Origin of the sequence: Methanobacterium subterraneum (assembly GCF_002813695.1) — an archaeon.
In the GTDB taxonomy this organism is placed as follows: domain Archaea; phylum Methanobacteriota; class Methanobacteria; order Methanobacteriales; family Methanobacteriaceae; genus Methanobacterium; species Methanobacterium subterraneum.
Genome location: NZ_CP017768.1, coordinates 2,287,501 through 2,300,986 on the forward strand (window position 1 = coordinate 2,287,501; position 13,486 = coordinate 2,300,986).

At 36.8% G+C, this 13,486-nt stretch carries 15 protein-coding genes (1 of these 15 cut by a window edge); 8 read left to right on the top strand and 7 right to left on the bottom strand.

The features are described from left to right. The 4 genes from BK009_RS11090 to BK009_RS11110 all read left to right on the top strand — a co-directional run. On the top strand, positions 1-1,159 hold the 3' portion of the coding sequence (locus BK009_RS11090; protein ID WP_169923168.1) for a serine hydrolase. It extends 539 nt beyond the left edge of the window; the window shows 1,159 of its 1,698 coding nt (coding positions 540-1,698); its start codon lies off the left edge, out of view; the stop codon is at positions 1,157-1,159. A 502-nt stretch (positions 1,160-1,661) separates the two neighbouring features. Further along, positions 1,662-1,802 carry a zinc ribbon-containing protein gene (locus BK009_RS11100; RefSeq protein WP_100907343.1) on the top strand — a complete coding sequence of 47 codons (141 nt, stop codon included), beginning with the start codon at positions 1,662-1,664 and terminating at the stop codon, positions 1,800-1,802. Between the two features lie 207 nt (positions 1,803-2,009). Then, positions 2,010-2,432 (top strand): PepSY domain-containing protein, encoded by a 423-nt coding sequence (locus BK009_RS11105; RefSeq protein WP_100907344.1) that lies wholly within the window; start codon positions 2,010-2,012, stop codon positions 2,430-2,432. Positions 2,433-2,781: 349 nt separating this feature from the next. Continuing rightward, entirely contained in the window at positions 2,782-3,072 is a 291-nt protein-coding gene (locus BK009_RS11110; protein WP_100907345.1) for a hypothetical protein, read from the top strand. Positions 3,073-3,169: 97 nt separating this feature from the next. On the opposite strand, the gene BK009_RS11115 is transcribed toward BK009_RS11110, so the two are convergent. Both BK009_RS11115 and BK009_RS11120 read right to left on the bottom strand, forming a co-directional pair. After that, a complete protein-coding gene (locus tag BK009_RS11115; protein WP_100907346.1) occupies positions 3,170-3,868 on the bottom strand; it encodes an L-2-amino-thiazoline-4-carboxylic acid hydrolase in 699 nt (232 codons plus the stop codon). Between the two features lie 253 nt (positions 3,869-4,121). Further along, complete coding sequence (locus BK009_RS11120) at positions 4,122-4,559, bottom strand: SRPBCC family protein (protein ID WP_100907347.1); 438 nt, start codon at positions 4,557-4,559, stop codon at positions 4,122-4,124. Positions 4,560-4,782: 223 nt separating this feature from the next. Here BK009_RS11120 and BK009_RS11125 point away from each other — a divergent pair, with 223 nt between their 5' ends. Then, positions 4,783-5,616, top strand: coding sequence for a carotenoid biosynthesis protein (locus BK009_RS11125; protein WP_100907348.1), 834 nt, complete (start codon positions 4,783-4,785; stop codon positions 5,614-5,616). Between the two features lie 97 nt (positions 5,617-5,713). Here the strand turns inward: BK009_RS11125 and BK009_RS12450 are convergent, their stop codons facing one another. After that, positions 5,714-6,697, bottom strand: a complete 984-nt coding sequence (locus BK009_RS12450) for a DUF2226 domain-containing protein (RefSeq protein WP_157809459.1) — start codon at positions 6,695-6,697, stop codon at positions 5,714-5,716. A 582-nt stretch (positions 6,698-7,279) separates the two neighbouring features. Here BK009_RS12450 and BK009_RS11140 point away from each other — a divergent pair. Then, a complete protein-coding gene (locus BK009_RS11140) occupies positions 7,280-7,519 on the top strand; it encodes a hypothetical protein (RefSeq protein ID WP_100907351.1) in 240 nt (79 codons plus the stop codon). A gap of 20 nt (positions 7,520-7,539) precedes the next feature. Here BK009_RS11140 and BK009_RS11145 read toward each other — a convergent pair whose 3' ends face one another. The 3 genes from BK009_RS11145 to BK009_RS11155 all read right to left on the bottom strand — a co-directional run bounded on the left by BK009_RS11145 (position 7,540) and on the right by BK009_RS11155 (position 10,095). Beyond that, on the bottom strand, positions 7,540-8,124 hold the full coding sequence (locus BK009_RS11145; protein ID WP_100909587.1) for a hypothetical protein: 585 nt from the start codon (positions 8,122-8,124) through the stop codon (positions 7,540-7,542). A 15-nt stretch (positions 8,125-8,139) separates the two neighbouring features. Continuing rightward, positions 8,140-8,751: a TetR/AcrR family transcriptional regulator gene (locus tag BK009_RS11150; protein WP_157809460.1), complete on the bottom strand. Its 612-nt coding sequence runs from the start codon at positions 8,749-8,751 to the stop codon at positions 8,140-8,142. Between the two features lie 270 nt (positions 8,752-9,021). Further along, entirely contained in the window at positions 9,022-10,095 is a 1,074-nt protein-coding gene (locus BK009_RS11155; protein WP_100907354.1) for an NAD(P)/FAD-dependent oxidoreductase, read from the bottom strand. Between the two features lie 469 nt (positions 10,096-10,564). Between BK009_RS11155 and BK009_RS11160 the strand changes: the two genes are divergently transcribed. Next, the gene (locus BK009_RS11160) at positions 10,565-11,947 is read left to right on the top strand and encodes an MATE family efflux transporter (protein ID WP_100907355.1); all 1,383 of its coding nucleotides are present in this window, start codon (positions 10,565-10,567) and stop codon (positions 11,945-11,947) included. Positions 11,948-12,095: 148 nt separating this feature from the next. Here BK009_RS11160 and BK009_RS11165 read toward each other — a convergent pair whose 3' ends face one another. Then, positions 12,096-12,764: a peroxiredoxin gene (locus BK009_RS11165; RefSeq protein WP_100907952.1), complete on the bottom strand. Its 669-nt coding sequence runs from the start codon at positions 12,762-12,764 to the stop codon at positions 12,096-12,098. A gap of 360 nt (positions 12,765-13,124) precedes the next feature. On the opposite strand from BK009_RS11165, the gene BK009_RS12455 reads away from it, so the two are divergent. Continuing rightward, positions 13,125-13,283, top strand: coding sequence for a hypothetical protein (locus tag BK009_RS12455; protein ID WP_157809729.1), 159 nt, complete (start codon positions 13,125-13,127; stop codon positions 13,281-13,283). Positions 13,284-13,486 lie beyond the last annotated feature (203 nt).

Here is a 13,486-nt window from a genome sequence, read left to right on the forward strand (position 1 = left end):
TACATATTTTAATGATCCAAATGAATTTGATTTATATGATCCTAATGCCTATAACAGTCTAACTATAGCTGATTGTCTCAAACACACCAGTGGATTGCCTGCTGCTGAAGGAGATCCAGAAGTGTTTACTTTCAACAACAGTTATTTTCATATGCTTTATAATCAGCGTTTTGTACTTAATACCAGTGCATTGGGTACTACTCATCAGTATAACAATGTAATGTATGCATTGGGTGGTTGTAGTGCTGCTATTGCCAACAACAAAGCGTGGGGAGATCTAATTAAAGAAGAACTTTTAAACCCCTTGGGGATGAATACATCAACTACTAATCTCTCTGATTTCTTGAGCTCACCCAACCATGCAACCCATTACATTACCTACTATAATGATAGCGGATCCATCATTAGAACCCCTTCATATCCTCCTGCTTTAGATGAAATTGGGCCGGCAGGTAGTATGGGTGCTTCAATTAATCAGTTAGTAAATTGGCTTAATTTCCAATTAGCTGGCACCGGAATGTTTAACGGCAAGAGAATTCTTTCTGAAAATAATTTAGATGCAACCAGAACTGGATATGTATACACCGATAATAAAAATGATACCATGTATGGATATGGATGGGATATTGATAAAACCCATATATCCCACGCAGGAACCATACCCTCTTCCAAAGCTTTCATAAATTTCTACCCATCTACGGGAGTAGGTATAGCAATATTAACTAATGAAGGGAGTATGGGGGATGCTTTCCGGATGAGTGTATATAAAAAATTAATAGATTTAATGAATGGTGATGAAACCTCTGATTTCTGGCCTATTTTCTACAATACCTATAAACCAATATACGATCCAGCTCCAGATAACCCCACCGGGCCAGGAGACCTTAACAATTATGTAGGTGTGTATTTGAATGATTTTTATGGGAATATTACCATTAAACTGGAAAATGACGTCCTGATTAGTTATTATGGTTGTAACAAACAGCCATACAATTTAAATCATTGGAATGACACTACATTCGCCGTGAGAAGTAATGGTGACTTATTAAATTTCGAAAACCTTACGGATAGTAAATATCAACAGTTAATAACTTATGTAGCGCCGGATTATACTGTGATACCAACTAACGTAACAAACACATTCAATCGTACTGAATAACACCGGAACGTTGTTAAATCTACTAATTATGTAAGGCGCGGGACTTGAGATCCCGTGGAGCATGGCTGTCGGGGTTCAAATCCCTGTCCCGGCGTACTATAAACTTTATTCTAAATCCTATTTTTAAGAATGTTACTTTGTTTCCAATTTGTTGCGTTCGTTAACCAAGCAGAAGAGTTTTATCAAGGCATATATTCTGATGATAAAGATTTACACATTTTTAAACTAAGAAACGATGGATCCAATGATCATTGTCAGCTGGATAACCGTTCACGTGGAACACAGGTAATGTTTGACTGGTTAGATAATATTTTTGATTATAATGATGATTTTGTGAGGGGTATTATCTGAAATTAAACTGTTCCCCACTCACCGATCATTTAAATGTTGTTTTCAATCCCGATTGCACTAGTGTCTCTGATACGATTATATTATATATAAGTAATTAATTATTATAAATCATCAGATGTATTATTTGGAATGATTTTTTAAAGGTGAAAAAATGGCATATAAATGCGGACAAAAACCCGGAATAGGACGTTATATTTGTTTAAATTGTGGGGAAGATTTAAAACTCGATGATAATACTGATACACTGCCTCCCTGTGCAAAATGCAAGAAGTGTGAATTTAAAAAAGGTTAAAAAAATCAAATTCATTATTGCTTTACTTGGATACTATTTTAAGGTGCTTTTACTTAATCTAACCCTTCTTTTAATTGGTTTTAGGACCTGAGACTTATCGAAAAATTATATTATAAATTGTGATTATAGGATAATATCAATTAACAATGGATCACATGACATTTTATGTCAATATGGGCTTTAAATAAGATTTAAGGGGAGGGATATATGAATACTCGTAATATTCTTATTTTAATAGTGGTAGTGCTCGTGATTCTCGTTGGAGTTGTTGGATACATGCTAATGCAGTCGTTTAACAATGTTACTCCCAACATAACCAACAACACCACCCAGGTTACTATAAATAAGAATCAAACTAACCAGACTCAGTCCAATTTCATATCTGCATCCAAAGCCAAATCAATCGCATCCCAGTACTTAAATTCCAATTCCAAGTTCCAGACTCTTGGAGCCGGCACTCCTGTCCTGAAAGGAAGCGTGTATTACGTGCCAATGGTGGTGGAAATTGAGGGGCAGCATGCTAAAGACACGGTGTTGGGTAATGTTAAGGTAGATGCTAAAACCGGCACGGTACTGGGAACAGAAATCTGGGATATTACAACTGGTGAACCCATAAATGAACCGCCATAATACCTATGAAGATAGATTACTGACTTTCCATTTATAGTGTGAAAATAGCTCAATATAATTCGGAACTAGCCAGTTACCCTTCTTTATAATTAAGAAGCTCCGGAAGTTCATTAAATAACCAATCAGCGGTTTCTAAATAAATACCACAATAGAAATAGAATGCTAGCAAAACAGATGCCAAAGTAAAGCATAAAAAGATAGTTCTATCCAATGATTAAAATCGATAATAAATCTGTATTTAAGATGTTAAATATGTAAAAAAGAAAATTAGAGATTCATATCCCATGCAACAGAATATTTCATACTTAGAGTTAATATATATAATATATCTTAAAGTGGGGGATGTAATATGATTGAAGTATATGGAGCTGAGGATTCAGAGGGAAATAGCCCATTATACATATCTTTTGATGGTAGAATTTTGGAGATTATCTTACGAAGTGGAATGCACACTGAATTGGCAAGATATCCCATAAACTGGTTGAAAAAGATGGAAATAGAAGATAATGGTGATAAGGGGCGGACTTTAAAATATACTATGAAATTTCAAGCACCAGTGGGGTTTTTCACCTTTGTAAGTGGTGGTGAAAATCTTGGTGAACTGGTAGATGCGGTTAATTCTGCAATAAATCCATTTTAAAAACTAAAATTCCATTAAAATTCAGGGAATTATGTCCTAAGTAACCATGGGTGCTTATAATAATTGGGTTAGCATCTGGTGGGATGATAAAATCTTTTTACAAACTTAAATCTTTAATTTTTTTAATCACCGTACTGGCAACTTTTGTTTTCCTACCACCTTTATACCGGAAGTCACATTTATCACCACCTTCAGCAAGGGTCTGTGTCCTTTCCAGCCCTAAATTCCCACATTTGCTCATTATTATATCCATAGCACACAGGTATGGTATGAATTCATCAGCGCCATGTTTATGGAAGAATTTTTGTATTCCACATTCCGTAAAATAGGTGCCAAAATCAAATTCTTCATTTCCCTCAATGAACTCATAAACCCAATCACCAGGATATCTCTTTTTAAGAGATTCATCTGCAGCTCTTTTTATGTAAAAAATATACTTAGGGTGGGTCATGGGAGGAATTAACTCCCTATTTTTACTCAAGTATTCTTCTTCGGCCTGGTAAGCCAGTTTCCCAATCTCTTCAAGTGGCAGGGTATGATGTTTCAGGACTTTATAAAGTGCCAGATTCTGTGCTGCAGAAACAAGATCAAAGGTTAAAGAATTACCATCCCCTCCAATATAGGGTATTTCTTCAAAAATAGATTCATATTCTTCCTTAATTTCTCCAATTACTTTATTTTTAAATTCTGCACCGTATTTATCTTCCATTAAAATACCTACCCTATTACAGAATTCATTAAATTGGGTGAAAAACTCTGATTTCTTATATTCATAGTAATCCCTTTCTCCAACCATTAAAATTGCCTCCAATTAACCCTACGTTTGTTAAGTTGTCTAAAACGATTTTTATTACATTCCCTCTTCTATTATTCTATCCCGGTCAGTAACCTTAGAATAATTAATTGGATCTTGCTTTGAACTGGAGTAATTACCAATATGGAGGGCGTGGATTATTCCCAAGGAATGATTTTAAATTAATTAATTCTTCATTTTTAAAAGCCCAACTCTCATATTTAAGGATTTATCCGTGTTTCTGGATTCATTCAGTTCAAACTCGTTCACATTCGGTTTTAAGATTGTTCAGGGCGGAATAAAGAGATTTTTCCAGCATTTCCTCTAACTGGTCGTGCATTGCAGAACTCATCAGACCATCCCATGATTCCTCAGTTCGAACAACGGTTTTATCATCAACCACCTGGATATCCCAGACATGGATGGCATTAATTCCCATTATTTTACCGGTCCAGGCAAGGGTATGGGGCGGGTCCACATCCTGAATTAAAGATGTGATTTTAGCCGGCCCTGCTTTCCACAGGAATTGTGTACCGGGTCTAAACTCACCCTGGAGTCGGGCGCTCTTCACATCAGGATTCCACCGGGGCCAGGACTCAATATCAGCAATAATATTCCACACAGTCTCTGGATCTGCGTCAATTTCAATTTCAGCCTTAACCAGAACCGGAGCTTCATCATTGACACTAACCATTTTCATCACCATTAACATATTTGATTTATGAAATATTAAAAAACTACGAATAAATCAAAAATTTATAATATTCTAATTTTTAATGGTGAAGATATCAATCAATGCCTCATTAACTATTCAGTTCCCATCTTTGGCATCCTTATTACTTATAAATCCAAATAAAGGGCATGAACTATTACTTATAAATTCAAAGAATGGCATAAAATATAAAAAGGGGTTTCACATGACTGATCAAGAGAGAAAAACTTTCAGCTGGTTTAGATGGTCTTTAATTATAGTTTTTTTAATTGTTAACATTCTCCTGATTTTCACCTATAAAGATCCTAACTTGCTGGCCATAGATTCTTTCCTGGTGACTGCTATTCTCTTTATTCTTGCAGTATTACATGGAAACGAACGCTATGGGAAAAAAAATATCCTGATATTTTTCTTCATCACCTGGGCAGTTAGCTTCTCTTTTGAAAACCTTAGCATAGCCACGGGCTTCCCATTTGGATTTTATCACTATTCCCCTTCATTAGGATTGTTAAACGTCCCGTTAATAATCATATTCGCCTATTTTGCCATAGGGTACTTATCATGGGTGTTGTCACACGTATTAACCGGCCAATACCATAAAAAACTTGAGGGAAAACAAATATTCCTAGTGCCATTCATTGCTTCATTCATCATGGTAATGTGGGATTTAAGTGTTGATCCAATTTCATCCACTTTACAGGGTCTATGGGTATGGACCGATCCTGGGGCTTACTTTGGGGTCCCCATCTCCAACTTCTTTGGCTGGTTCCTGGTGGTATACCTGTTTTTCCAGATATTCGCCCTCTACCTTTCAAAATACGACTCTCTGAATGCGAAAATAGCTTCTAAACTTTCTAATAAACATTACTGGGCTGAAGCAGTAACAGTTTATGGTATAACAGGTCTAGGGACCATACTATCCATTTTTTACCAGTACAATGACATCACAGTTTCCATGGCTCTCATAACGGTTTTTACCATGGTATTCGTGGCCATACTGGCCTTGGTTAACATTTTAAATAATCCAGAATTACATTAAAAAGAGTGAGTTGTAAATGGATGTTATTTTTAGTTGGTAAGTAAGAGAATGGACTTTTAGAATAAATAATTAGGTTCATAATTTTAGTTATATCGTACTAAGTAGGATTTAGTTCAACTTCCACATCAACTTTTGATTCAAGATTATCAATGTTAACTCCTAATGTGGTAAAAACATCCCAAACTTCATATAATGCGATTTGTATTAATTCTACCTTTAATTCTTCATTATTTTTAGATATTATATGCTTAAGTAATCTTCTATCAGCATATTCTGCGAATATTTTAATGTTTCCTTCCAGTTCAGTATCCAAAAACACCAGTACATTAACCCATTCAATTTTAGGATGGGACAAAGCCGATGTTTCAATGCTGTTTATTAATTTTTCTTCAATTTTTTCAATATCCTCCTCAATTAGGGGGCTATCAAAGCTTTCTAAAATGTAATCAATATCATCCTCATGAACGTCCTTAATATTGTACTTTTCCAGTAGTTCGGTTCTATCAACAGTTTCTAATTCTCCATTCTTCTCATAATCGTTTTGAGGGTCAAAAATATTATAAAGTTCATCGTGGTTGCTTGGCAACGAATCCTCATATTTATCTTCCTTATAAGGTCTATTTTCTTCAAATAGTTTTTTAATCTCCTTATTTTCCATTAAATCTTTATTTTTTTCAGGTAATTCTTTTATTATAATTTCTTCATGAGGATCTTCAATTTCCGGGTTGGTGGTGTTTTGTTTTTGTCTTTGTTTGTATTTTTGTCGGAGTTGTTCTTTTTCTTGTTTTTCTTGTTTTTGTGCTTGTTCTATGAGGGCTTGTTTTTTCGGGTTGTTGGTGGGTTGTGTGGTGTTTTGTTTTTGTCTTTGTTTGTATTTTTGTCGGAGTTGTTCTTTTTCTTGTTTTTCTTGTTTTTGTGCTTGTTCTATGAGGGCTTGTTTTTCCTGGTCGATTGTTATGGTGTATTTTTGGTTTTGAAGCTCTTTAATTCTTTGTTTGTATTTCTTCCTAATCCGTTCTACTTCTTTCTTTTCCTCCTCCATTGCTTCTTTGAGTAGAACCTCTAACTGTACAGTACTCATCTTTAACCTTCCCCTTTTAATTCCCATTTGAGTTTGCAGATGATTTTAAGAGCTTTAAACATAAAAATCTGAATTGTATCTGGTTATATGATTATCAATATACATTATTAATATTACTGAAACGCTCTATAAACCTTTGGATTTCTATTTCATTCCCTTATTTTATTTATTTATCAATAATAATGTCTAATGACAATATTGTGCTCCCTTTGGATTTTTTTCTCTGGTAAAAAGTTTTGAAGTTAGTTAAAAAAAAATGAGTACATTGATCCAGGGATTCTTGTCTCCGGCCATGTTGACTTATATCGAACCCTATCTTGATGTGATCTACATCGGGAGGGGCGGTATAATAGATAGGGTGTTGACAAGTCACATGGCCTGTGATCAAGCACTTATATCTTGGAGTTCACCTCCTTTTTACTTGACAGGTTATAATAACTCAAGGAGGGGATAAATGATTTTTCCAAATTAACACCCAGATCACACCCTAATTTCACCAGAACTCTTCATTAAACCGGAAAAATTATTTTACTTATCTTCCTATAAATTACTTATACAATAAAATAGGGGAGGTTAGGGTCTATGGGCATAAAAAAGGATTTTGGCCGGTACTGGATTGCCGGATTGATATTTGCCATAATTGCCGGAGTCATACAATGGATTACAGGTTATTATGGTGTTTTTGTAACGTTATATTTCGAGTCTAACTTTTTCTGGGGATTAATCACCGGTCTGATAGGGGTTACTTTATTCATATTCGTGCCCTGGGGTTACGGCCGTCTTACAGAATGGATATACATTACTTTCATTGAAAAAAAGTAAACTTGAAAGAAAAAAGGGTTTCAGGGGGAAGATTTTTTCTTCTGCCATGGTTTTTTAAATCCCAGATATATGAGAACTGCACAGATCACCAGTCCAACAATAGCTGGTGCGAAGATGGATGTTCCTGATTCACCACCGAATACCACTCCCCAGATCATTTTGGCCACTGCAATCAGAACAATCACTGCCAATCCCATGAGAATGTTTCTTTTCCAGAAGGCAGCACCCAAGACTATGAATGATAAAGGTACCAGGAGTGCCACGAGTATTTTGGCAAATCCCCATTCACCAGTCAAGTAATCCAGTTCCATCTCCAGGAACTGTGCCTCTTGGGGACCAACCACTGCTGGTGCTGGGAACCAGAACATACTGGTTGCCAGTAAAAAGATGGTGATGGAAATACCCGCCCAACTTTTTTTATAGGCAAAGTAACAGAAAGGAACCAGGAATAATGGTCTAACGTACCAGCTTAGGAGGTTCTGGTGTCGTGCGAAGGCCCATTTTAGAAATTCAGTGTTAGTCAGTGCCAGGATAATGGCCAAAGTTAAAATCCCAAAAATCAGAGCTATACTTTTATCATGTTTCATTATATCAAGTTTTTCCATTTAATACCCCTCCGATTATTTTCCAAGACCATTTTTCATGAATTCAACATAGTTATTCAGGTTTTCAACCATCATATTCAGATGGAAATCTTCTTCTTCATGGAATATGTCATCAAAATTCATTAATAAATGAGTCAAAACTTTCACTGTGAAATCCTCTGAAAATCGTGGATTTAACTCACCATTTTCCCTGGCTTTTTTAACTACTTCACCCATCATGGATTGGGTGCTAAAGTTGAGCTTGCTCTTGGCATTATTGTAGATTTTATTTCCCCTTTCCCTAACGAACATCATGCTGAGTCGGTGATATTGGGGGAAACTGGATGCAAATTCCATCCCTATCTGGGCTTGGATTTTGAACTCTTCAAAAATATCATTAGCCTTTTGTCCACGGGGGATTTCTTTTCTATGATTATTAATGAACTTCCATTTTGCTTTATTAGCAGTTTCAAGCAGAAATAGGTAAAGTGACTCTTTATCCTGGAAGTGATAATAGAAAGTTCCCTTACTGATGCCTGCATTTTTGATTATGGTATTTAAAGAGGCATTCTCATAGTTCTTCAAGGTGAATTCATCCAGTGCAGCTTCCAGGAGTTCATTTTTCCTCGCAAATGTTTTTTTCTTCAATTGAATCCCCCTCATGTTTTTAGGTCAGTTAATTTATTAGGGAACACCTCCCTTATAAACCATGTGGTCTAGACTGGTGGTCTATATTTTTAAAATAGGTTTCACAAACCTTAATGTTTTTAAAATATTTTAGGTGGAGCTTATCACCAAAGACATGTCAATTGAAGATTAATAAAAGGATTAATACTTGTAATTCAAAAATAAAGACTTTAAAGTGTTTTAAGGATTAGTCATTAAAAATCAATATTAACTAAAAATAGAGAAATTATACTATTTGAAACACTTAAAATCCGGGGAAAGGGTACTCAGAAACCTCCACTGCCTCTTCATGTAATCTATTTCTCCTTTCAAATTACTTTCATATCTATCTAAAATATTTACTGGATTAACATGCTTATTAAAATCATATTCAACTTTAATGGCCTCTGCTGCAGCATAGCCACTGGCCAGGGCAATGGATACTCCCTCACCCATTGGATTTAAAAGATTAGCAGCATCACCTGCCAAAAGCACCCGCCCCTTTCCCAGATCCACCCTAAAATCAGGAGTGATATGGGGCATTAAACCCACTTCATCCTTCTCCTCTGATAATATCCGGGCATTATGGTGTGTTTTAAGATATGAAACGAATTTAGAATGATAATATCTCATAAGGGAAGCATCTTTAACTGCCACACCAATGATCAGGTATTCATCCTTCACATTGAACCAGGCATCGTACTGTGAAAGTTTAGGATCTAGAAAAGCATGGAAAAAACCACTATCCAGATCAATACTACCCTTACAAAAAATCTGGTAAGTGATTATGTAATTAGAGGGTGTTTTTAGAAGACCCCTTCTGATCCTGCTGGATGCACCATCCCCGGCAATCACAAATCTGGCCTTTTCCTGGAAAAATTCCATTCTACCATTAAAACCACCCTCTTTTTCAGCAGACCTCCTGGCGAAATTAACCGTTACATGGTCTTCTTTCTCTTCACAACTTAGAGCTGAAGTCAGTGTTTTGAGGGTGCAACCTGCATCTTCTGCCTTAAGACACATCCACCGATCGAACTTATTTCTCCATATATTGTAACCTTCACTTTCAAACCAGTACTCCTTCCCATCTGCGCTGTTTAATATAATCCCCTTATTAATGGGGGGATATGAGAAAACATCTGCAGGTATCTTCCCAAATTCTTTTTCAACCATCTGGATTGATTTGGGTATGAGGATGCCTGAACATGACTTTTCCCGGGGTAAACTCATCTTTTCAGTTAATAAAACTTCATAACTGTATTCAGCCAACTTTTTAGCAGCAATACAACCAGCAGGTCCTGCTCCGATAATTATGACGTCGTACAAATTGAATTTCTCCTCTTCTTAATTTTAGGAGGCTTATGTCTATATATTCTAGTATTTATTTCACTATTAAGAAGGTTTATCCCTTAAATCCACTTTACTGAGGGGGAGTTAATAATTTTCAGTTAACTGGGTGAATCTCTTTTAGATGAATAAAAAAAATATGTCCACTGGTAAGTATTATCTTCAGTTTGTCTTATTTGAATCTTAATTGGAAAGATCCATAAAATATTTTCAAGAATAATCCCCTCTACCCTTATTTTATCCATCGAACCACAAAGATATATATCCCCATCTACAAATTAATAATGTTGAATCTAATTTTACCATTTTATGTCTTGCCCAGTTTATGGTAACTCTGATATTCATAACAGCTACCCTTAATCGGAGTTTAATCATTTAAAATAAATTATTGGGGTTTTAAGATTTAAACCTCTTAGTCGAATGTTTTTAGATTTTTACGGAGAAAAAGATGAATTCTGATATTGAAAAATCAAAAGGTGTGGATCAGCGTATCTCCATGGTCACTGGAGAACCTAAGAAGGCAATCAGGGTGCTGGCTATCCCTATGATCATTTCCATGTTCCTGATCATGGCTTACAACCTGGCAGACAGTATATGGGTAGCGGGCCTTGGCCCAAATGCCCTGGCAGCATTAGGTTTCATTAACCCATTATTTATGATAGTCATAGGTTTAGGTAATGGTCTGGGTGCAGGAGCAACGTCATTAATCGCCCGATGCATAGGGGCCGGTAGTAAAGAAGGTGCAGATAACGCAGCAATGCATTCTCTAATCCTAACTCTGGCAGTATCAGCAGTTTTCACAGTTATATTGCTATTATTCCTACCAAACATACTTCTACTCATGGGTGCTGGTGTCACGGTGGGTCTGGCCACGGAGTACGGGCAGATCGTATTCGGAGGTCTAATCCTCTTCATATTCTCCAATGTAGCTTCAGGGATACTGCGGGCAGAGGGGGATGTAAACCGTCCCATGTACGCCATTGCAGCCACTGCCATCCTTAACATATTCCTAGATCCCATATTCATCTATTACCTGGGATGGGGAGTTAGTGGAGCAGCCTGGGCCACCATAATTTCCAGCAGCATTGCCTGCGGATTACTGGTCTACTGGTTACTCCTTAAAAGGGATACTTATGTCTCTTTCTCAAGGGAGGATTTCAAAGCAAGTTGGAATGTGGTTAAAAATATTTTAATGGTAGCCTTTCCAGCTAGTGTTGAATCACTGGTCATGTCTATCCTGGGCGTTATCCTGAATCTTATACTGGTTATAACTGGTGGAGCAGAGGCCGTGGCAGTCTACACTGCTGGCTGGAGGGTGGTGATGATGGCCATGATACCACCAATAGGTATCGGAACTGCAGCCATCACTGTTGGTGGGGCTGCATACGGTGCCCGGAACTATGAAAACCTATCCACTGCCCTGAGTTATTCAGCCAAGTTAGGGGTGGGAATAGCAGTGATCACTGGTTTATTATCCTACGTATTTGCCGGGAACATAGCCACTATATTCACCTACTCCCCGGAAAGCGCTTTCATGGCCCCATCCATTGCTGCCTTCCTGCAGGTGATGTTCCTATTCTACCTCACCGTTCCCCTGGGAATCACTGCCAGTTCAATCTTCCAGGCAATGGGAAAAGGCTTCACATCTTTGATACTCACCATAGTCAGAGAAGTGGCTTTTGTTGCTTTCTTCGCCTACCTATTCGCCTTCACAATGGGATTCGGATCCTCAGGTGTTTGGTGGGGAATAGTAGTTGGTGGGGGGCTGGGATGTGCAGTGGCCTATGTATGGGCCACCATATACATCAGACGCCTTAAAAAGAATTATTAGGTGGTATAAAGGAATATTTTGATAAAATTTCAAAATCATTTATATTCCTTTTTTAGATTACGGTAATTTTTAACTAGGAAAAAGCATCATGATGAAGATAGTATCTTTGAACTAAAAAAAGAAAAGGATTAATATAATTTATTTCTTTTTATTCCAGTTTTTTATGGCAGAGCCACCAGTCATAACAGGCAAATGCACCGGATTTTGCTTGTGCCAATCGTTCTTTTGATGTTTTAACATCTCTTGCTGGGGGTATAATCACATGATCATCCATTAACTCATTGTTAGGCCAGTTTGCTGGCATGGCTACATTGTTCTTATCCGCAGTCTGCATGGCCTCAACCACCCTCAGGATCTCATCCATGTTTCTTCCTAATTCCTGGGGATAGTAAAGGATGATTCGTATTTTACCCTGATCATCCACCACAAAAACTGCCCTTACAGTGTTGGTTCCTTTTCCAGGATGTATAAGGCCTAATTTCTCAGCTACAGCTCCGGTATCAGCAATTACCGGGAATTCGATTTCGATGTTGAGGTTTTCATGGATCCATTCTTCCCATTTTATATGGGCAAAAACCTGGTCCACACTCATACCAATAAGTTCACAGTTCAAGTCTCTGAATTGGTCGTATCTTTTCTGGAAAGCATAGAATTCGGTGGTACAAACTGGGGTAAAATCAGCTGGATGGCTGAAAAGAACAAACCATTTTCCTGAAAAGTCTTTTGGCAGTTCCATCATTCCATTGGTTGTTTCCACAGTCATTTCCGGGAAATAGTCTCCTAAAAGTGGCATTCCTTTCTTTTTTTCATTTTCCATAATATCACTCCAGTTATTATTTATGTTTAACATGTTATTTGGTTCTTTAGAAAACAGAACTGTTCGGAAAAGATAATCCAGTGTTTTTAAATTCATTCCATAGGTTAATAGGATAATCATCAATAATAACTAGTGGTGAACCTATAGAAGTATTGAAAACTCTCTCCAGGGTATATGTGGAAGATTAGGGGAACAACTTGATTTTATGAAAAAGTAGTTTATGAGACCCCAATGCTGGATGTGGGTTTGGAACTAACACAGATTGAATTGAGCTACTCAGCCATTGGGATAGGGAATAGCTCAGTATTCAAGGTAATGGATAAATAATTCAATTCTTTAACCTCTGCCCTTATCAAAGAAGTGCTATTCGTATCATTATCCACCTACTTATTCGCCTTCACACTGGGATTCGGGTCCTCTGGTGTTTGGTGGGGAATAGTAGTTGGTGGGGGGCTGGGATGTGCAGTGGCCTATGTATGGGCCACCATATACATCAGACGCCTTAAAAAGAATTATTAAATTCTTTTTTTTATTTTTTAGCATATCTCATTATGAATTAAATCATAAAATAGACTAACTAATACTACTAATATGAAATATTCAAATAATCCTTTTCTTCTAGTTTTAACGGGCTAGACTAACATTTTTCAATCTTAAAAAGACCATACAATCTCTATGGATGATAAAAGTGGGGAGAGTCGTATAAATAATAAATTAGTATC